The organism is Spirosoma daeguense (assembly GCF_054776875.1).
Genome location: NZ_BAAHBF010000010.1, coordinates 227,921 through 250,142, shown reverse-complemented (window position 1 = coordinate 250,142; position 22,222 = coordinate 227,921). Strand labels below are relative to the sequence as shown.

At 48.0% G+C, this 22,222-nt stretch carries 14 protein-coding genes; 1 reads left to right on the top strand and 13 read right to left on the bottom strand.

The window, feature by feature from the left end:
• Positions 1-52: 52 nt before the first annotated feature.
• The 7 genes from ACYVD4_RS28550 to ACYVD4_RS28520 all read right to left on the bottom strand — a co-directional run bounded on the left by ACYVD4_RS28550 (position 53) and on the right by ACYVD4_RS28520 (position 9,217).
• Positions 53-1,078, bottom strand: coding sequence for a hemin-degrading factor (locus tag ACYVD4_RS28550; RefSeq protein ID WP_460951444.1), 1,026 nt, complete (start codon positions 1,076-1,078; stop codon positions 53-55).
• Positions 1,075-1,890 (bottom strand): heme ABC transporter ATP-binding protein, encoded by an 816-nt coding sequence (locus ACYVD4_RS28545; RefSeq protein WP_460951442.1) that lies wholly within the window; start codon positions 1,888-1,890, stop codon positions 1,075-1,077. Before ACYVD4_RS28545 ends, ACYVD4_RS28550 begins: the two co-directional genes overlap by 4 nt.
• 11 nt (positions 1,891-1,901) lie before the next feature.
• Positions 1,902-3,005, bottom strand: coding sequence for a FecCD family ABC transporter permease (locus ACYVD4_RS28540; protein WP_460951440.1), 1,104 nt, complete (start codon positions 3,003-3,005; stop codon positions 1,902-1,904).
• Between the two features lie 5 nt (positions 3,006-3,010).
• The gene (locus ACYVD4_RS28535; protein ID WP_460951438.1) at positions 3,011-3,883 is read right to left on the bottom strand and encodes a heme/hemin ABC transporter substrate-binding protein; all 873 of its coding nucleotides are present in this window, start codon (positions 3,881-3,883) and stop codon (positions 3,011-3,013) included.
• A gap of 68 nt (positions 3,884-3,951) precedes the next feature.
• On the bottom strand, positions 3,952-5,343 hold the full coding sequence (locus tag ACYVD4_RS28530) for an HmuY family protein (protein WP_460951436.1): 1,392 nt from the start codon (positions 5,341-5,343) through the stop codon (positions 3,952-3,954).
• A gap of 82 nt (positions 5,344-5,425) precedes the next feature.
• The gene (locus ACYVD4_RS28525; protein ID WP_460951434.1) at positions 5,426-7,729 is read right to left on the bottom strand and encodes a TonB-dependent receptor; all 2,304 of its coding nucleotides are present in this window, start codon (positions 7,727-7,729) and stop codon (positions 5,426-5,428) included.
• A 321-nt stretch (positions 7,730-8,050) separates the two neighbouring features.
• The gene (locus ACYVD4_RS28520; RefSeq protein ID WP_460951432.1) at positions 8,051-9,217 is read right to left on the bottom strand and encodes a Gfo/Idh/MocA family protein; all 1,167 of its coding nucleotides are present in this window, start codon (positions 9,215-9,217) and stop codon (positions 8,051-8,053) included.
• Between the two features lie 315 nt (positions 9,218-9,532).
• Here ACYVD4_RS28520 and ACYVD4_RS28515 point away from each other — a divergent pair, with 315 nt between their 5' ends.
• A complete protein-coding gene (locus ACYVD4_RS28515) occupies positions 9,533-10,222 on the top strand; it encodes a porin family protein (protein ID WP_460951430.1) in 690 nt (229 codons plus the stop codon).
• A 61-nt stretch (positions 10,223-10,283) separates the two neighbouring features.
• On the opposite strand, the gene ACYVD4_RS28510 is transcribed toward ACYVD4_RS28515, so the two are convergent.
• From ACYVD4_RS28510 to ACYVD4_RS28485, 6 genes are all read right to left on the bottom strand, one after another.
• The gene (locus ACYVD4_RS28510; RefSeq protein WP_460951428.1) at positions 10,284-10,769 is read right to left on the bottom strand and encodes a GyrI-like domain-containing protein; all 486 of its coding nucleotides are present in this window, start codon (positions 10,767-10,769) and stop codon (positions 10,284-10,286) included.
• Positions 10,770-10,845: 76 nt separating this feature from the next.
• Positions 10,846-11,571: a YqjF family protein gene (locus tag ACYVD4_RS28505; protein WP_460951426.1), complete on the bottom strand. Its 726-nt coding sequence runs from the start codon at positions 11,569-11,571 to the stop codon at positions 10,846-10,848.
• A gap of 166 nt (positions 11,572-11,737) precedes the next feature.
• Entirely contained in the window at positions 11,738-13,549 is a 1,812-nt protein-coding gene (locus ACYVD4_RS28500) for an acyl-CoA dehydrogenase family protein (protein ID WP_460951425.1), read from the bottom strand.
• A gap of 190 nt (positions 13,550-13,739) precedes the next feature.
• Positions 13,740-14,918, bottom strand: a complete 1,179-nt coding sequence (locus ACYVD4_RS28495; protein ID WP_460951423.1) for an acetyl-CoA C-acyltransferase — start codon at positions 14,916-14,918, stop codon at positions 13,740-13,742.
• A 237-nt stretch (positions 14,919-15,155) separates the two neighbouring features.
• Entirely contained in the window at positions 15,156-16,517 is a 1,362-nt protein-coding gene (locus ACYVD4_RS28490) for a sll1863 family stress response protein (protein ID WP_460951421.1), read from the bottom strand.
• Positions 16,518-16,653: 136 nt separating this feature from the next.
• Positions 16,654-22,137, bottom strand: coding sequence for an alpha-2-macroglobulin family protein (locus ACYVD4_RS28485; RefSeq protein WP_460951419.1), 5,484 nt, complete (start codon positions 22,135-22,137; stop codon positions 16,654-16,656).
• Positions 22,138-22,222 lie beyond the last annotated feature (85 nt).

The following is a 22,222-nucleotide window of genomic DNA, read 5'->3' as shown; positions in this document are numbered from 1 at the left end:
GAAAGCCATAACAGAGCGTTATGGCTTTCATTTTTTTTAGGCTAACAAGCAACTAGGCAGCAATAACTTCAGACACCACGTCCTGCCACTCTTTCATTTCAGGAATGCCGGGCTTTCGTTTGCCGAATACCAGCGCAATGTTATTTCCGTCTTTATCGAACAGATCAAGGCCGGTCACGATACCATCTTTGGTTGGCTTGCGGGTTACCCAAATCGTGTCGATCTGATCTTCGCGTAGGTGCATGTTGAACTCAGGATCTAGTACGTTGTACCAAGGCCCCATGCTTACGAGCTTTTTCACCAGACCGGTGTGAATCTGAATACAACCGGGGCTCGACGCAAAAATCATGATAGGCAGTTCACGTTCGGCAACGGTTTCAAACAGCTTTTTGAACTGATCGACCGAAATTTGCTCCGCGTGACCGGCTGGTGCTAAACGAATTCCCTGCTGACGTTCGAGGTTGTATTTACGTAGCAGGCCGAAGAATTCGTGCGTATCCTGCATGGCTAACCAGGCTTCCTGAAATGCCTGAACATCAACATCTTCGTTTACTTCTTTAACCTCCTTTTCAGGATAGCTTACCGTAACGATTGGATTGGTTTGATCTTCGCTCAGGTATTTCTGAACCAACGCATCATAAGCGGCTACGTCCGACTGATCGGTCATGTAGATTTTGTGCACAGCCTGACCGTCCTGATCGAAAAACTGAAGACTCTTGCGGCCATTTTCATCGACTGCAAAGCCAAAATGCCAGTGCGACATGAACAACCGCAGGTCGATATCTTCACCAAGTACCAAGCCTGTATGCGCGTTGAAGGATACTTTTTCGTATACGCCTTTACGCTCGTGAACGATGTTGTCGTTACGTGTCAGGGCCATTACGTAGCCAAGCGTTGGTACGTCTTTAAGCAATTCCTTGAAATCACCTTCCAGCCGTTGAACGGTTTCGCCGAGTTGAGTTGCCAGCAGATCGGCTTCGCTTACACCCAGTTGTTTAGCCGCATCGCGGATTCTTGTTTTTGGGTTTTCTTCTTTAAACGTAGCCCAGCGTTCTTTGAGACCTTGTGTTGTAATCATGGGATGTCGACGGTTTTAGTTGGTCGGTTAGTAAATTGATTTTGTTGAGGAATGACCATCGGGCAATCCATTTCGGGATGCGCAACGAGCCATACATTTAGATTGAAGACGTGTTTGATCGTTTCGACAGTAATGACTTGCTGAGGTGTGCCAATGGCTTCGATACGTCCGGCACGTAGCATCACAATCTGGTCGGCATATTGAGCGGCCAGATTTAAATCGTGCAGAATAACAACCGCACAAAAGCCTTTGGCTGTAAACTCACGCGCCAGTTCCAGCATATGGTGCTGGTGCAGTAAATCGAGACCGGTGGTGGGTTCATCCAGAAATAAAATGCCCTGTGATACGTCCCAGATTTGCGCCAGTACGCGGGCAAGTTGCACCCGTTGCTGTTCGCCACCCGACAACGTAGTGAACACGCGGGACGCAAAATCCCACATGCCTACTTTGCGCAACGCCATTTCTGCTACGTAGTAATCGTGGTCTGACGGGTGGAAATCGAAGTGCGGATATCGACCCATCAGCACCAGTTCGCTCACCAGAAATGGAAACACAACCGCGTTTTGCTGTGGCAATACGGCCCGGAATAAGGAAAGCTCCTTATCCGAATAGGTATTAATTGATTTATTATTCAGCCGAATTTCCCCCTGTGATGCCTTTAACTCGCGGGTACACGATTTGAGTAGCGTCGATTTGCCGGCCCCGTTGGCACCAACAATAGCAACTAACTGGCCCGGTTTCGCATCAAACGAAACATCGTTCAGGAGTTTACGATTTCGAAGTTGATACGTTAGGTTTCTGACTTCCAGCATCTTTATGTGGTTTATGAGCCGTTTCGACGTCTTTCCCGAAATAAAATCCACAAGAACACGGGCGTACCGACTAAAGCGGTCAGAATACCGATTGGAAGTTCGGCAGGAGCCACGATGGTGCGGGCCAGCGAATCGGCAAGTGTCAGTACAATAGCTCCGCCCAAAGCTGACCCGGTGAGCATACGGCGATGGTCTGAACCCGCGCCCATACGTATCAGGTGCGGAATCACTAACCCCACGAAACCAATAATGCCCGCTACGGCTACCGACGTACCGACGGCCATTGTCGAGAAAATAATGACCTGTCGTTTAACGCTTTTCAGATTTACGCCCAGCATACTCGCCTGACTTTCTCCCAAGGCCAGCAAGTTCAGCGATTTTGCCAGCCTTGGAATACCTATCAACGCAACAACTGTAAACGGTAGAATGGCCAGAACCGATGTCCAGCTTGCTCCGCCCAGACTTCCTAGACTCCAGAACGTAATGTTACGTAGCTGTTCGTCGGTTGCCAGATACGTCATAATGCCGGTTATGGCTCCTGATAGCGCGTTGATAGCAATTCCGGCGAGCAGCATGGTTGTGATCACATCTTTACCAGCTACACGAGCAATCCGATACACCAGAAAAGCGGTGGCGCAGGCGCCTATAAACGCTACGGCCGATAAGGCATACATGCCCAGTATACCTGTAAGCGTTTGGAAAAACGTTACTTCCAGTACGATCATCGTAACAGCCGCCAGCGATGCACCCGACGAAATGCCAATGAGTCCCGGATCGGCCAATGGGTTGCGGAATAATCCCTGAATGGCGGCTCCTGAAATAGCTAAACCTGCGCCAATCAGTACCGCCAGACAAACTCTGGGAAGGCGAATGGCCAGCAGAATAGCTTCTTTCGTCGAATCGACTTCGACAGAATAACCCAGCGATTTTGCAAGAATGAGTCCAATCTCGTAGGGCGTTACGTATAGCGCGCCGATACCCACCGATACGATGATGGTGATGAGTAACGTAACAACCAGAACCGGCATCAGCCATGGATTGACCACCGTTTTAATGGCCGATTTCGATGCCTGATACGTATCGCGGGAAGGACTTATCGTTGCTATTGAATCCATCAAAACTAGGCTTTAGGTTTCTGAGAGATTTTCTGCGTCAGTTCCTGAAGGGCTTTGCCTAAACGGGGCGAAAAACCTGACAACAAATGCCCATCCATCGTAATGATATGGCCATTTTTACCGGCATTCGTCTGGGCAATACCTTGCACTTTGGATAATCCTTCGGCACCACCTACGCTTTCCAAACCACTGTCGAAGAGAAGAATTACATCGGGATTGGCTGCAACGAGTGCTTCGGCTGTAAGCGGTTTGTAATTGTCGAAACCAGATGCCGCATTGGTGCCACCAGCCAGTTCGATCATTTTATCAACCTGTGTTCCTTTTCCCGATACCATCATGGTACCCGTGCCGCGCGCATAAATGAACAGGACTTTCGGGCTGTTTGACGCCTTTTTTACCTGCGCCATATCCGCGTCGAGTTTTTTAAGAAGGGGTTTCGCCTTTGAAGGCACCTGACACGTAGCCGCTACGTCCTGAATCAGCTTTTTGGTTCCGGCAAGGCTATATTCCTGCTGAAACGTAATGACTTTTATACCTGCCGATTTAATTTGCTCAATTACTTCGGGTTTCGTTCCAGCGTTTACAGACGTTAACACCAGCGTTGGTTTTAGCGAAATGACACCTTCTGCCGAGATGTTCCGATTATGACCAACTTTCGGCAGTTTCTGAAGCGATTCGGGATACGTACTCGTTACGTCGACGCCAATCAGGTGCGATTGTAAACCTAAATCACAAAGAATCTCACTTACCGTACCATCGAGCGAAACAATCCGGACGGGTTCGTCTTTTTGTGGAGACGTAGCAAACGCAAATTGACCAGCTAAAAAACCGGTTAGCAGGCAGCCCAGCCACGTAGTGAAAACAACTAGTTTTTTCATTGTTACTGTCGTTTAGTATAAATGGTACGAGTTGTTAGCAGGTGCCAATAACTCGTACCATTTTCTGATTAGGAAGCCTGTTTAACCAGCTTAAACTCGACTTTAGGTTTACCCCGCTCACCGCCATCTTGCGTAGTGAAGCTGACAAACTTGAGTTTGTAAACGTTACCAACTACGTCTTTAATCACGTAGAAACGGTCGGTTTTTACGCCAACTGTACCCGTGGTGTTACGCCAGTTAGCGCCAATTACGTTCTTGTCGTTCTTGAACGTAGTAGAAGCAATATTGCTCTCGGCGTAAGCATCATACGTAACAGCGCTTGTCAGAACTTCGGCTGCCGTTACGCCACCTAAATGGTTGATAAATACCTGATCGGAGAAATAGTACGGAACCTCGGCTGCACCAAAAGAGGTTTTGCTCATCGCGGCTGTCCAGACAAAATCCCAACGCGCTTTGGCGGGCTCTACGTCAACCAGCGCACCTGTGTCGAACGATACGAATTTGAAGTTATAAGCTGCGTCTTTCGTAATCGAAACAGTTTTGAACGTGGTTTCTCTGATACCTGCGTATTGCAGCGTATAACCCGTTGTACTGTTACGTAGTACACGTATTTTTACCCAGGCTTTAGCTAGTGTTGCTCCGCCAACGCCCCGGTTGATGAGATACACTTTATTCTCGGCGTCGGTGGCTGAAATGCTCGGAATAACCGTTTTGGTCAGATCGCCCGATACGTCGTCAAGCAGTTTCATATCTGCAGCAGCAGGGCTGGTAGAGCTGAAGGTCAAATTGACACCAACCGTATCGGCAGCCGTTACCTGAGCCAGATCAGTTTTGTTGAGCGCAATGGCAGCCGCACCCGTCATGTTGTTCAGGATTACGCGGAAATCGGTACCTGTATAAAAGCCCAAATCCCACGATGACCGTCTTACCGACGTGCCCGCATTGTTGCTCAGATCGGTATAGACGGCATTAATAGCGCTTGCTCCTCCCGTTCCGCCGTCGAGGGTCAACGTAGTACCTGCCGAAACAATCGAGGTAAACTTAACTTTCAGGGCTTTTGTCGTTCCAACCAGAACCGGGCTTGCAGCCGATGCAATGGTGAAATCGATGGTTTCCGAACCGCTCAGGAAGAGATTATCGGCCTTCGTTAATTTGAACGAACCTTCGCTACTACCCGCTGGCAAGGTTACGGTAAGCGAGTTGTTGGTAGCGGCAGGTATGGTTGTAAACTGAGTTCCGTAGGCAATACCGGCTGGAGCTACCTGCACTGTTATGGCTGTAGCCGCATCAACCGCACGTGATAGTTTCAATTTAATGGTTGCTTCTTTCGTAGCGGCATCTAAGCCTTGTTCAGCACTTTCAAACTGTACTAAATTATCGGGTAGTGGTGGTTCGCTTTCTTTACAGGCATTCAACGCGGTGACGGCGAAGACGAAAACGAACAAAATGGATTTTTTCATACGATATAAACTTATTGTGGGTATTTAGCTTGTGTATTGCGTTTGTAATCAGTTATTTATGGGTTAGGTCTGGTGATAATACCTACCGTTTATACCATTGGAACGTAAGACCTAAGAAGTAGGAACGACCGTAGCTAACAGGGGCCGGACCACCTGTACTGTGTGCTCCACCGGTGTCGAGCGACGTATTGGCCAGCCGGGTAATGTTGAATAGGTTTTTCACCCCGGCTGTCAGCGTCAGATACTTGAACATCGGTTTGGTGATGGTGAAATCGGCCCAGTGAAAAGGAGCGATCTCGGTCAACACCGCTCTTACCTGACCATCGGCGTTGGCAACAGCGAGATAACTCGGGCGTTTTCCGGAGTATTTGTAGAAAAGGCTAAGCTTGGTGTCGAGTTTACGTAGCGTATACGTGAAATTCGTATTTACCTCCGGCGACCAAATGAATTTGTTCAGTTTGCCGCTAGCATAGTTTACGGTATCGGTTGTGGTCAGCAGGTTGTTGTAGCGACCGATATACGAGAAGCCCACCGTGGCCTGAATGTCTTTCCAGGTGAAGACGTTTTCTAACGTACCACCCGTTGTTTTGAATTTGTCGATGTTGATATTCATCGTAATTCTCGGGTCGTTCGGGTCGATGCCGTAACTGATGAGGTTATTGAAATTGTTGTAAAAAAGATTCAGCGTCGATTTGAACTTACGACTAGCTTGCCAGGCGAGTGATCCGCTGAAACTAGTTGAGTTTTCGGCCTTTAGATTTGGGTTTCCTTTAATTGAATGGCTGGCGTCGAAGAAATTGAAATACAACTCACGCAACGCTGGCGAACGGAACCCACGCGCATACGACAGGCGAAGATCGAGAGTAGGGGTAAGGGCAAGTTTGGCGTTGAGCGAAGGAATAATCGGTGGAGCACTGTATACCGAATTCTTGATGAACCGCAAACCCGGACGGATACTCAGCCGCGCATTCGGATTGATGGTCGACGAGATGAAAAACGCGTAATCGTTAATGTTCGGCGAACCTGAAATCCGGGCTCCGGAACTGCCATCCAGATTAATATCGATACCGGGCTGAAACGATACCATTGAGGAAGCTTTATACGAAGCCGTTGCCCGATACGTCTGACTGATAAAGATTGATACGTCCTGCTCCCCTTCGCCCAACGAAAGTGTACGCCGACCTGTTGCTACGTCCAGAATGGTAGTCTGAGTCCGGCGTTGATAATCGGTGTAAGAAGCCTGTGCATTAAGCTGAAGGCGCTCGCTTAATTTGAAATCGCTCTGAAATTGGTGGACATAGCGGTTGGTAATATAGCGTTGATCGCGGGCCAGATTCGTAGTAGGGTTCTCTATGCCCTGACTCAACAGGTTTTCTTTTAGTGCGTCGAGCCGGTAGTAAACGTTTACGTTTTCGGTACGATAGCCGATTTTACCGTGCCCGAATAACTGGTCTTTCGGAAGCCAGTCTTTAGTACGTCCGGGAGCCTGCCCCTGCCAACCACCGAACGTGTTATTGGTGACACCTGCCGAAGCGTTCCAGGCTTTTTTCTGCCACGTAACACCCGCACTCTGAATGTGTAATCCTGCATTGTTCAGGAAATTATATTCTTTATTGGCGGTTTCTTCCTGAATTCGTGCGTTAATACCGAGTTGCTCACTACCGGGCTTTTTCGTGATAATATTGATTACTCCCGCCAACGCATCAGAACCGTAAGAAACCGACATAGGCCCTTCCACAATTTCGATACGTTCGATGTTGTTAATGTCAATCTGGTTGAGGCTTTCCCGCGTATCGCCCCGGTCGACCATTGGCAGTCCATCCAGCAGAATTTTTACGTTACGTCCCGACATTCCCATTAGCTGAACATCGGTAGTGCCAAGCGTCAGATCATTGGAAAAACGAAAGCCTAACTCATTGTTCAGTACACCCATTACGTTCACGGCGGCCCGTAAACGAATTCGTTCGCTATCGATAACTCGAACGTTGTAAACCGATTTTTTTAGCGACTGAGGTTCATATTGACCTGTTACAACAACTTCGTTTAGCTGATTATCAGCCGATTGTAAACGGGCTGATAATTTTGTTGGCTGCTCATTTCTGATTGTAATCGATTGCTGGAAAGGCTCGTAGCCCATCATCGAAATTTGCAGTTGATGCTTGCCGGAATTTAGATCAGATAGCGTGAAACGACCGTTGGCGTCGGCCGCTGTAACTTTTTGTAGTCCAGCAACCCGAATGGTTGCAAAGGCTGCAGGTGTTCCGTCGGCTAAATAAACGGTGCCTTCTACACGATTCCCTGCCGAGTGCTGTGCCCAGCTTGTGGAAACACTCAGTGAAAACAGTAAGCCCAGTTGGTACAGAATAACGTAAAGTCTATTTCTCATCCTATATGCTAATACGAATTAACGTATTGATAAAGCTGATCAGTAAAGCCATAAAAGGCTTTATGTCAGAATGTTATTAGGGGCAACTGATTCGTATACGTAGCGATACAGAACTATTAAACGTGTTATTGCTATGTAGACTTATTAAAAATAGATCGCAAATATAGAGATAAGGAAATGAGGTTGTCAATAATTATTTAGAATTTGTCTGAATTAATTTAATCAGCATACAATAATCAATCAGAAATAAATACTGGACATAAAAAAAGCCCCGATAAGCGGGACTTCGTTGATTATCAATAAATAAGAAGTTCGCTACTGTCAGGCTTTCAGATTGATTTTCCGCCCCGTTTCAGCAGCTTGATAAATAGCCTGAAGTAATTTCACGTCGCGTAGACCTTCTTCTCCAGTAACATGGTTGGGAAGTTTTTTGCCATCGAGTAAGTCTTTACAAATACCGTCCATATGAGCCGCCTGATGGTTAATGATCGGAAAATCCATGGGTCCTTTGCTGGTTTGACCTTTTAGAGGACCATAACCGAAAGCAGGCGACAATTCGAACCACCCCTTTTCGCACGAAGCCCGTAAGCGTTCGATACCAGCCGTATAACTCGTTGTTGAGTTCGATACGGCACCACTCGGAAACTGGAACTGCCAGAACATCGTCTCCTCCACATCTTTGAATTTTTCCGGCTCGGTTTTGGGCGAAAATTGGGCTGTAACCGAAACGGGCTCTTCGCCCGTAACGTAGCGCGAGCCCTGTACAGCGTAAATACCTACATCCATGAGTGGGCCACCACCTGCCATCGATTTTTTCATCCGCCACTGGGTCGGATCGCCAATGCGGAAGCCGTCGCTGCTTTCGATAAATTTGACCGGACCAAACACTTTTTCCTGTCCAAGTCGCATTGCTTCTTTTGTAAATGGCTCGTAGTGAAGCCGGTAGCCGACTGCAAGCTCTTTTCCCGCTTTTTTACAGGCATCGATCATGTTTTGGCAGGCTTTTGGAAAAATGGCCATCGGCTTTTCGCAGATAACGTGTTTCCCGGCCTGAGCGGCTCGTATTACGTATTCCTCGTGCATTGAGTTGGGCAACACTACGTAGATTACGTCAATATCTTTATTGTCGGCAATTCGGTCGAAATTTTTGTAATCGTAGACGTTGGCTTTCGGAATGTTGTATTTCTGCATCCATTCGTCGGCTTTCGCTGGCGTACCTGTTACAATGCCAGCCAGCTTACAATACTGCGTTTCCTGCAACGCGGGGGCCAGCCGACCTTTGCTGTAGCCCCCAAGCCCAACTAAAGCAATGCCCAGCTTTCGCCCCGGCTGACCTAATTCAGATAGTGGTTTTGTATAAAGTCCAGTAGTGGTGTTATGGACGAATGAATCGTTGGCATGGCCCAAAAGCGGGAGCGATAAGGCCGACGCGCCTGCACCCAGATTGCGTAGAAAATCTCTTCGTGAATTAGATGGTTTATTTTTCATGGAAGGCGGTTGTTGGCTTGTAAAACGCTACGTAGTAAAAAAGTCCCGACGCTGATTTTTCTACCAGCATCGGGACTCGGTTGTTTACTGTTCAGGAGGGAGATCTTAGAGTATAGACCCAAACAGGCTCAAACATCGCTATCATTCAAACAGCAGGAGACTATTGGGATGATTAAAGGTGCGCATAGAAATTTTATTTTCGTTCCAACTATTTGGTAAGCGGATGAGTCAGTTTATTAATCGGGAATGATCATATCCGTTTTCCGATACGTCTCCTTACTCACTTAATCAATTTCCCCACTCATGTTACGTCTGATGAAAAACGTTTTACTAATCATCTGTTTATTTTTTGCCAGCTTGACCGCGCAGGCTCAAATTGCCAAATTCGAATTTGGCTTGAAAGGGGGCTGGAATTTCTCTCAATTAGCATTAGCGAAAACCGATGTTCCGGGTGGTATACGATTTGGAGGAAATGTAGGTGTTACAACGACGTATACGTTTACAAACAATCTTTTTCTTCAGTCTGGGCTATCATTTACGACTAAAGGAGCTAAAATTAAAGGTGATGCGCCAATTGGCTTTACTGACCGAATACTCTATCCGGGTCGGGAGGCACAGCTAAAAAGTAACCAGATGTATGTGCAGACTCCGCTTTTTATCGGCTATAAAATTAGAGTGTCTCCTGCGGCAACTATTGTCGTTAATGCTGGACTTTATTTTGCGTACGGAATTGGTGGTAAAACTGAGCTGACAGGTGACATTATTTACGGCGACATGATCGATTACAGCACAATTGAAGAACCGACATTCAGCAATCGCGGACTGAAAAAGTTCGATTATGGCATTGGCACTGGCATTGGGGTTGAGTTGGGTAAAACAATTATCAGCGTTGGTTATGAACTGGGTATGAGAAACATTGTACCCACAGGCGATGTTTATTTCCCTTTTTATACCGGAAGTTATAAAAACCGAAACGCGTCTCTTTCGCTGGAATACCGGTTTTAACGTAGTGACATTCGGTACGTCGACATACTGAATGTCACTACGTTAGTTCGGGAAAAATCGCTTAAGCGATTTCAATCTGAATATCGGTTACGCAGTTTTCCTGATTTTCAAAATCAATGACAGTATACACCTCACGAACGTTGCCATTGCCCTGATAACCATCCCGGTAAAATTGGCCAAACAGGATAGCATATACCTCTTTAAAATCGCTCCAGGGACCGGCGTAGGTATAGTTTGCGGAGCGAAAGGAGGGAAATGTTTTGTACGAAAATTGGCTGGAAGATTCGCCCGGCTGACTAATCGGCAAGGCAATTTCCAGTTGAAACTCATGATTTTCATCGCCACGGGCGTCGGTATAAACCCAGTAAATAGGGCCAGATACGTCGAGATTAAGCCGAGCGGCTTCTGCATAAAGGTCTTCCGCAACAGTACGCACGTATTGCGAGATCGTACTTAACGTAGTACGTGTGGTGAACGTAAGCGCGGTAAATGGAGTGGTTTCCTGAACAGATAAAGCGTTTACTGGAATCGACAGTTGCGTTGTCATGGATGTTGAGAATTGGTGATTGACTGCAACAAAGATCGATCAACGTAGTGACAGCGGTATGTCAGCAGAAAACGGACTACTTATGAATTTTACCAGCTATCCGAACGGACACCGGCGAACCATCGGCATAGAAAACAGAAACGGGCGATTGGGCTAAAAACGGAACAAATTCTTTGCCGTATAAATCCGCTACGTCTGCATCTAGAAACGCGTTACGTACTTCGGCAATTTGCCAGCTAATGTGCTCGACCTGATACTCATGCGTACTACGTTCGCTTAGCTTATTATAGCCCCAATAGTGTTCAAAAATAAACGCTTCAGCACCGTCGGGCGGCATCGTTTGTAACGTAGTGGAAACAGTGCCACCAAGCGCATTCCAGCGACCTTTGTGTTTCCACTCATAACGCACGAGCGTATTTTCAGCATCAACCGGTTCAATCGTATGGCGCATCGGCATCGAACTGTACCGTTCGTGATACAATACGTTGGCCACCGTTGAAATAATGATTTTTGGAACAATTTCGCTAATAAAAACGACACCACGTTTCCACTCGTTTCCGTCGAAATAGCGCACATAGAAACGGAGGTTTACTTCTTCGAAATTGACATGCCAGGGCCATTTTACACCAAGCACTTTTGTGTTTAGGAACCGAAAACCAACCATACTGACCAACGCCTTTCCTTTCCATAGATCCAGCTCGGTGGCGGGCGGCAAGTGCGGAAGTAATATGTCTGGATCTACTTCATAGTTGAGCATAAGCAGGTTCCGCCACTCCGCACTGAGAAAGGTTCGTTTTTCCATATTGAGGTATTCGAAAGGTTTGCGATAGAAAGAAAAGTATTCGATTTTACAGAAATCTCAGATGCGCTATGTGCTTTGCCACTAAATATAGATACGTAAATCCTTATAAACGCGAAAGCCAGACCTTAATATGATCTGGCTTCACGTCTTTAGCTGTTGATGGTTATTAGAATATATAGCGGTTTTCCGCAATGATGGCGTCGGCAATCTGACGTCGGGCATTTTTCAGGTTCATAGGCTCAATTTTGGTGAACCGTTTTATTCCCATGAGCATACCCCGCAGCTCGTCACCTTCGGCAAAGGACGTAACGGCAGCGCGACCGGCGTTATTTACTTTCTCAACGGCTTCCTGAAGATAAACCAGTGCCATTTGTTTTTGTAACGTAACAGCTTCTTCGCCTTTGATGCCGATCAGTTTTTCGACACGTAGCAACATCGATTCGGCCGCGTAGATTTCAATAGCCATATCCGCTACGTTCATCAGAATCTCCTGTTCTTCCGAAAGGGTCATCATGAACTTCTGCACAGCGGCACCAGCTACCATCAGAGCCGCTTTTTTCAGATTCCGAAGCACTTTTTTCTCCGCTACGAATATGCCTTCTTCTTCTTCGGTATTGAAATCAGGAATCGACATGATTTCTTTGGCAACGGCCATAGCAGGTGTCATCAGGTCGAGTTCGCCTTTCATGGCACGCTTCAGCAGCATGTCGACGATGAGCATCCGGTTAATTTCGTTGGTGCCTTCAAAAATCCGATTGATACGTGCATCCCGGTAAGCCCGATCCATTGGCGCGTCGGCAGAATAGCCCATACCACCATAAATCTGAACGCCTTCGTCTACTACATAATCCAGCATTTCGGAGCCGTGCACTTTCATAATGGCGCACTCAATGGCGAACTGCTCCAGCGCTTTCAATTTAGCTTTTGCATCCTCCTCGCCTTTAGCTTTAAGGTCTTCAATCAGATCATCAATATTTTGACCAGCCCGATATGAAGCCGTTTCAGACGCATAAACTTTTATTGCCATCTCGGCAATTTTATGTTTGATCGCGCCAAAATTAGCAATAGCCGTTTTAAACTGTTTGCGTTCGTTAGCGTAACGTACGGCGTTGTTAATTACCTCTTTCGAACCACCAACGGCCGCCACGCCAAGCTTAATCCGACCGATGTTGAGGATATTCACGGCAATTTTGAAACCGTTACCTCTCTCCGAAAGTAGGTTTTCGACGGGTACTTTTACATCGTTAAAGAAAATCTGGCGGGTGTCTGAGCCTTTAATGCCCATCTTGTGCTCAGGCTCGTTCATTGTGATGCCTTGATAGGTGCGCTCAACAATGAAAGCCGACAGATTCTTATCAGTCTGACCTGATTCGTCAATTTTGGCAAACACGATATAGACATCTGCGAAACCGCCGTTGGTAATCCACATTTTCTGACCGTTCAGCACGTAGTGTTTTCCGTCTTCGCTCAGAATGGCTTTGGTTTTACCTGAATTGGCATCTGAACCCGAGTCGGGCTCGGTCAGGCAGTAGGCTGCTTTGAACTCACCGGAAGCTAGTTTGGGCAGGTATTTCGACTTTTGCTCTTCGTTGCCGTAGTATACAATAGGTAACGTACCGATGCCTGTGTGAGCCGATACCGCTACCGAAAATGAATGACCAGCCCCCGTAGTTTCGGCCACCAGCATCGACGTATTGAAATTGGTTCCGAAACCGCCGTACTCTTCGGGTACCGACGTGCCGAGTAAGCCCAGCTCACCAGCTTTGTCCATCAGCGACGAAATCAACTCCGGCGATTTTGCACTGTCGATTTCGTTGAGACGTGGCCAGATTTCACGTTCCAGAAACTCGCGGCAGGTGGCCGCAATCATTTGCTGCTCTTCTGTAAATTCTTCAGGAATAAATACCTGCGAGGCTTCGGTTTCCTTGATGAGAAATTCGCCACCCTTAATGGAGGCTTTTGGTTCGGTTGCAATCATTGTCTGTGATATTGTTATGCTTGCATACTAATTATATAACAAAGAAAGTATTATTAAAAATAGTATGCAAGCATACTATTAAGAATTTATGTAACGTGGTCGGACTGGCATACCAGCATTCTGTCCGCCGTGTTAAGTTTAAAGTGCAAGTAAACCAACACCTGACACGGCGGACAGAATGTCCGCGTTACTAATTTAATCGTTCGAAAATGCCCGCTACGCCCTGACCGCCACCAACACAGGCCGATACCATGCCGTATTTTTGATTCTGACGACGCATTTCATTTAATAACTGAACCGATAGACGCGCTCCAGTTGAACCCAATGCGTGACCTAGGGCAATAGCTCCACCGTTCGGATTGATTTTGCTGGCATCAAGGCCAAGCTCCTGAATAACCGCCAGCGATTGAGCAGCGAAGGCTTCGTTCAGTTCAATCTGGTCGATGTCATCCTGTTTCAGTCCAGCTTTCTGGAGAGCAATAGGAATGGCCGCTACCGGGCCGATACCCATAATTTTGGGTTCTACGCCAGCCGTTGCGTACGACACCATACGGGCTACGGGCTGTAGATTTAATTCCTTGACCAACCGTTCTGACATCACGACTACGAAAGCGGCCCCGTCTGACGTTTGCGATGAATTACCGGCTGTAACCGAACCGCCAGCGGCAAAAACGGGCTTAAGCTTTGCCAGTCCTTCGGCACTGGTGTCTTTTCGGGGGCCTTCATCCTGACTGACAGTCCATTCGCGGGTTTTCTTCTTACCGCTTTCGGTGTCGAAATAGGTTTCGCTTACCTTAATCGGTACAATTTCATCCGTGAATTTCCCGTCTTTCTGGGCTGCCAGTGCTTTTTTATGGGATTCAAAAGCGAATTCGTCCTGCGCGTCGCGGCTAATTTTAAACTGTTGCGCAACCTGTTCTGCGGTAAGACCCATGCCGATATAATAATCAGGATGCGCTTTGGCGATTTCGTAGTTTAACGCTGTTTTCCAGCCCATCACAGGCACTAGCGACATAGATTCGGTACCGCCCGCAATAATGCAATCGGCCAGTCCCGCATGAATTTTTGCGGAGGCAATAGCAATGGCTTCCAGTCCAGAACCACAGTAGCGATTGATGGTCATGCCCGGAACGCTTTTCGGTAACGAAAGCAAGGCTATATATCGGGCAATCTGCATACCCTGTTCAGCTTCGGGAACGGCGTTGCCAACAATAAGGTCTTCGACACGAGCCGGGTCGAGGTTGGGAACCTGGCTTAGTAAATGCTTGATAACTTCGGCCGCCATATCGTCGGGGCGGGTAAAACGGAGACCCCCGCGAGGAGCTTTCCCTACGGCGGTACGGTATCCGGCTACGATGTATGCATCCATGTTTTTCTTGATTACTGGTTTGGCAGGAATCTACCCGATTAACCGATTCACTGCTGGAATAATTACAAAGCTAAAAGAAATTATTATGCAAGCATACTATTTTTGACTTGACCTTTTTAAAGTTAATCACTTAAGAAAGTGCTTGGCTGGCGTGTCCCCTTTTTAGCTACAAACAAAAACACCTCACAACGTAGCGAAGCGCTTTGTTGTGAGGTGTCTATTAATTATTCGCGACGATTATTTTTTATCGTCTTTTACTTTATCTACCATTTTTTCGAAAGCATCTTCTATATCATCGATAGTGCGATTTGCTTCTCGCTTCACTTTTTTGAAGTCGTCCTCGGAAGACCGTTGCACTTTGTAAAACGAATCGGCTAGTTGGCGACGCTTATCCTGTAAGTCGTCAACACGTTCCTCGCGCGCTTTACGTTCTTTGCGACTTTCGCCTTTCACTTCAGCTTTCGCTTCATCGATCTGCTTATCGATTTTGTCCATCTGATCGGCGATCTGGTTGGACAAATCCTTGCGGTCGCGTTCAAATGAGCTGTTGTTCGACGAGCGGTCGTTGCGGTTGGCATCGTCGTCGCGATCGTTACGTCGGTCATTGCGATCAACATCATTATCACGGTCGTTCCGTCGATCATCGCGATCTCTGCGGTCGTCGTCATTACGTCGACCGAATAAACCACCTCCGCTGTTACGTTCCCGATCACGGTCAACATCATTATTGCTGTCTCTACGATCATCATCGTTACGTCGACCGAACAGGCCACCTCCACTATTACGTTCCCGATCGCGATCGTCTCTATAGTTGTCCCGATCTCTTACATCATTTCGGTCGTTCCGATCGTCTCTGCGATCATCGTCGTTACGACTGTACTGACCATCCCGGCGATTATCGTAGGAATCTCTGTTGTCGCGGTCATCACGTCTATCATCGCGATAGTCGTCCCGCCGATTATCATCACGGTCATCGCGTCGTTCTGAGCGGTACGAGTTGTACCGCTCAGATCGGGAATCATTCCGACGGTCATTGTCATAATTATCGTAGCGATCAGACCGGCCATTCATCGAATACCGTTCGTCGCGATCATCATCGTTGCGTCTTCTGGAATCTCTGTAATCTGAGCGGTCATTCCGATCTCTGTCGTCCCGATCATCATCCCTGTCCATATCCCGATCCCTGTCATCATACCGATTCCGATACGAATCGCTGCCTGACATACGGCTGGCCCTGCTATCGCGGTCATCGTAAGACCTCGAATCGCTGCGATATGGGTTCCGATACGTACTATTGGCATATTCGTCGCGATCAGCATCCCGGTCACTACGTCGTTCGTCGCGATCTCTGCGATCATCGTCCTTGTTTTTCCGGCTAAACAAACCGCCTTTCCGTTCATCGCGGTCACTACGTTCGTTATCGTCTTTGCGGTCTCGTTCGTCACGGCTATCGCGCGAATTGCTGGTACGGTCGCGCTGAACCATATCCTGACGACTGTTTTTCGAGTCACCATATAACCAGCCTTCGAACGATGCGCAGGAGGATAAACTAAATGTCGTTGCGAGTAATGTTCCTACTACCCATACTTTCCTTTTCATAACGTTTAATCATTTGTTTGTACGTCAATATGGCAACTGGGCTCAAAAAACGTACCATGTCGCTTTTTGAGCCCAGTTGCCACTTTCGCCTTTTTTTTGGGGAGGCTATTGCCCGATAAATTGTGGAGTAAATTCCCTACCGAACCGTTACGTTGCCCGCTCCATTGTAACTTCTGAACTCGCCGTTATACATCGCATCTGCCGATACGGGCCCCAGTATAAAACGACCTTTTGAGATAGCCCGAGCTAAATAGTAGAACGTTTTTTGTGTGCCTGTTGCGGTCGTGTAAAAATTAATCCGGTCGTCGCGGAGGTCAAGGTGGTCGGGCGTGCTGGGTTTCTGAATCCACGGCATATCCCGCTGTTCGGTCAGACGTGGGTTCTCTACTTCCAGACCCGCCGGAAGCAGATCGGTAACCACTACGTTTTCGACGGCTAACCCGTTCGTACTTCCAAGCGTGACTTTTATAACCACTAAATCATTCTGGCGAATATCGGTTGCTGGCTGACCATCGCGGGTAAGATATTGCCGACGAACAATCAGCCCGTTATCTTCTTCGGCAATTTTACCATTAGCCGGTATTCCTTCGCTTTGCGCGAAATAATAGACATTTCCTGAGCCTTGCGTGTTCAGTTGAAGCGGCTGATTTGTTGGTACTCGCTTCAGGTTCAGAAAGGCGTCTTTCATGGTTCCAAGCGATTTCCCAGCCGCCAGCAACGTAGCAGTAGCCGTACTGTTGGCATTTTGACGGGCCAGTTTACCAAGCGCCAGAAAAGCAAAAGCAGCTTCCTGCGTATTCACATAGGCCGACTGACGTAATGCGGTAGAAAGTTGCCGTGCCAATGCTGGAATTTGCAGGTTATCGCGGTCAGTGTCGACCAATGCATCGAGCACTAGCGCCATGTTACGTAGCGGAGATGCATAGCTGCCCCCTGTTTGTCGGCCTGTTGTATTGTCGACGTAGCGTTTCGGGAGCAGAGCTGTGTAACTACGGGTATCGCCAAGCCGGAAAAAGGCTGTTGCCAGCAAATAACGGCTATCGGGTGTAAGCAGTTTTGCATTCTGCTTGTAGTAATTCATAGCCGAACGGTTCGGTTTGCCTGCACTTGCCAATACGTATAAAGCATATAGGCTCGTACGGTTCGCCACTTTCTGAATTGTTCGGGTGCCCGTTTCATCGTACGAATAAACGTCTTCGGTCGATGGAGTGCTGGTGAACGTAGTGAGGTAATCGATGGCCGAACTGAGCACCGACGAACGAACGGCGTAACCAGCTTCCTGCGATTCGGTCAGGAAATGAACGGCATAGGCCGTGGCCCATTCGTCGACTAAATCACGCGCATTACCCGACGACGTAACGAGTCCGGGCCACATTGTAAAACCGCCATTGGGTATTTGTAAACCTTCTACTTTCTGAATGGCTTCCCGAACATTGGTTGATGGATTGAAATCGCTCTCACCCGCCCGAACGAAGTACGTATTGGCCGAAAGCTGTTTGGTCAAGTCAGCAAAATACAACTGCGGAAACGCTTTTGAAATGGTCTGTTCGATACAACCATGCGGATAGCCCAGCAAATACGACAATTCACGACCATACTGCGCCACTGGTGAACGGCTCAGCGTCAGACTAGCGCGGGCTGTACCCGGTAGAAAGCCATTGCCAGCTATACTAATTGATTGATTTTTTCCGCCAGCCACTACGCCCGACTGCGTCAGTTTCTGCAACGAAGCAGCTGGACGTACTGTTACGTCGGTTTTTTCGGTGAAGGTTTCGCCCAGACCAATTGCCGAAATAGTGACAGCTCCGGGGCCAATCGCTTGTTTCGCCGAAATCCGGAACGTAGTGCGGCTTTCCCGACCGGGCTGAATTGTTACCTGTTTTGTAATGATACTATCGGCCTGTAGCGGCCCTGTCAGACTAAGTTTAGCGGTAACCGTAGCTGCTTTTTGGGTGGTATTGCTCAGATTAACCGGAAGTTCGAGCTGATCGCCGGGCGTGAGGAAACGAGGTACACCGGTGCTGATCACAATCGGATCGGCCACTTTCATGTTGGTGTTGGCTGAGCCAAACGCATTGTCTTTGTAAGCAACAACCATCACACGCAAATCGCCCGAAAATTGAGGAATATCCACCGTAAATTCTGCTTCGCCATTTAATCCGGTATCGAGAATGCCGCTCCAGAGCGCAACCAGCCGTACTCGACCATTGCTGAGCGGATTCACCCGCCGTTCGAGATCATAGCCATCGCCCCCAACGCTGGACGATGATTTGAGCGAAAGTTCAGGATACAGCAGCGCGTATAAATCATGACTGCCCACTTCTAAAGCTCTTTTCTGGTAGAAAAATCCATGTGGATCAGGGGTTTTGAAGTTCTTCAACTGAAGAATTCCTTCGTCGACAACGGCTAACGTTACCTGTGCGTTACGTGCCGTTTTAACCCGGATAGTCTGTTTCGTTTTCGAGCGCGATTGCGTCGTTGCTGTAATCGTTACAGGAAGTTTAGTATTATCGTCCTGCACGGGTACGGGCGCAAAACCGTGAGCCACCGTCAGCGGTAAATTCGTATCGTCCATAGCCCGAATGAGCGTGGCCGTTACGTATATATTGGGCAAATGCTCATCACCGACAGAGAAACTCCACTCCGCCGATTTATTGCTGGTAGTTACCCAGTGATGTTCCAGAACCCGATTCCGCTCGACAGTTATGAGCAATTTGCCATCGAAAGGCGCTTTGAACAGGACTTTGGCCTTATCGCCGGTCTGATAAGCTGGTTTGTCCAGCGTCATCAATACCTGACCTTCCTGACTCACATCAAACGAAGATGCCGACGTACTGCCGTAACCGTACGCATAGAATCCGGTGGCGGCATAGTTCGTTGCTTCGGGTCGGCGGGTGCGAATCTCGTACTCACCCGAAACCGTCGGTACGTAACGAAACTGGGCTTTCCCTTCCTTAAACGTCAACGTATTGGTATAGACCGATTTCTCCCGACGGCGGGTCGTGTATTTAATCTGATCATTCTTCTTCTCAATAACTGTCTGGTAATCATAACGTATTACGTCGACCAATGCGGTTGCCGAAGGACGTAGCTGACCAGCTGGGTCAACGGCAACCAAATCGACCGCAATGGGCGCGTTGGTTGTTACGTAGCGGTCGGGTAGGCGCAGGCCGAAGAATGTTTCCTGCGTGCGCACATCGAACCGCCGAAGCCGATTGACGGGTCGGCCATTTTCGTCAAAAACCGTAACGAATAATTTACCTTCGAGCAAACCAATGTCCTGATAAAGCGCAGGAATTTCGAATCGTTCGGTGGCTTGCCCATTGGCGTTGGTACGTCCCTGTCGTAAATCTTTCGGGAACGCATCTTTGGCATCGGCTGATAAATTCGGAATCGAAAAGCTGTATTCTTCAAATCCTTTCGGCGCAAAGACTTTACGCTTCAGTTGAAGTTCGATTTCATAGGAACGGTCGGCGGCAGGTGGGCCAAACAGGTTCATGGCCGTTGCCGAAATCGTTACGGTCTGCCCCGATTTATAATTCGTTCGGTCGGTCAATAAGTCGACTTTGATTCGGTCGGGAATAAACTCTTCAACGCTCACCGGCTGCGAGGTCAAGAGCACTTTATTCGCATTCAGTATTTCAATAGTATACGTACCAGTCACAGCGGCCGGGTCGAGTGCTACGTCGGTTTCGACGGCTCCCTGCGCATTGGTAGTTTTACGTAATGCCCGGTATTCATGTCCATTAGGCATCAGAACACGTATCAGCACCGGAACTTCGCCAACGCTTTTCCAGCTTTGCGAGCGAATAACCGTATTGAAATGAATGGTTTCGCCGGGTCGGTAAATATCACGGTCACCGTATACGAATGCATCGAAGCCTGATTCGTTATCGCGTTTTCCTTCCACGTCAAAACGCGACGTTTCGACTTCGGTATCGGGCAGGAAAAGGATGTTAAAATCGTCGTCGGTACGTGCCGTCAGCATCGCGATTTTAAAACCCGGTGCTTTTTCGCCTACTTTCTCGAACTTTACGAAACCACTGCCATCGGTTTTCAGGGTAAAGACCGACTGATTGTTATTGCTGACAAGCGTTACGTCGACGCCCTGAATCGGCTCGGCTGTTCGAATGGAGTTGGCCCAGACCAGTACTTCATCTTTAGTTTGTCGGGCAACCAGGCCAATGTCTGAAAGTGATACGAGTTGATTTGCCTGTAAATACGCTTCGTCTTTCGAGTCGACGGATACCAGATATACACCCCGAAAATTGTTGTTCTGATCGGGCACCGAAAGGTTCAGCGCCGAAACACCTTTGACTTTGGGAAGATCGGCTGTTTCAACCGTTTTGTTGACCAGTACGTCGCTCAGGTCGCTTTGGTCGTCACCGCTATAACTAAATGAGCCCGACGGACCCCAATTTCCCGATGCATCTTCCTGATAGTCTTCGTAGCGGTTCGTGCGGAGATAATTCAGGATGTTGTTTTCGTAAACCTTGGCAATCTTTACCTGCACTTTCGGTACGTTCACAATCTTTAGCCCGATGTTACGTGACCCTTTTGACGACATATACAGCCCTTTCCGAGCGGCAAACTGAATACTGGCGGGCATCTTCCCGAAAAATAAGTCCCGCGTAACGCCTTCGCTCATTTTTGTTCCCAGTACTCCGCGAATCTGATCGGTGAGATTTAGTACGTACGTATCGGTTTCGTTAAAATCACCCCGGATAATAAACCCATTCTCGGTAAGTTCGGCAGTAGTTTCAACCTGGGGCTGGATGCTGTAATACTGATTCAGATTTCCGGGTTGAAGCTCCTGCGTGGTAATGACCCGAACCACGCCCTGACTGTTCTCATAGCTGGTTTGTACATCCGCAATGTCGACCTGATAACGCGATGGTAACGTAGCGTTTTGCTCGATTGCTTCCTGACTTACATAGGACGTAGTAGCAACTTTTAATCCTTTTTCGACTTTAAGATTCAGAGGTTGCTCGCTTTTAACGGCCGGAGCGTTCGTTAGTGCTAGTGTTACTACGTTTTGGGCATCACTTTGAACGGTCTGGGTTGCCAGTGATTTGTCGTCGGAAACAACAGCTAGTTTGCTTGATACGTCAGCAGAATTAACCGGATAATTAAAATTAAGCCGGACTTTTGCCACAGGCTGACCTGTCTCGCGCGAGCGTGCCCACCAGCTCTCGGTGTTGGCGAGTTGCAGATAAGGTGTATGAAAAGCAATGTCATCGCCCGATACTTTCAGGTCTTTCTGCGTCGATTGCTTTAAAATATCGTCGGTGAGTTCGGCGCGGTAATCGGTGGCGGGGGCAAAGGCTACAGCAGGTGAAAAAACCAGTTCGTTTGGGGCTGTCCATTTAAATTTGCCGCGCATAGCTGGCTTAAAACGAACATATTGAGTTGAGTCCCACTCATCGAGTGCATTCGTCGGGCCAACGTTTTTGTTGAAGGTAAAGGTCAGGTTCTGCGTCTGCTGTACTTCGTCCTCGAAATTGCGCCCAACCACCGATACTTCGTTGAACGACAGCCGGGAGCAACCAATCAGTAATAGAAAAGCAAGACTAAAAATAAGCGTTAACGAACGTAGTAAAATCTGTGGAGTCGTTTGCATGGCAATAAGGGTGAGAAGCCGAATATAGACGAAAAACCTGACTCGAAATTGTATGGCGAACAAGGCAACTTACTGAGCGGCAACA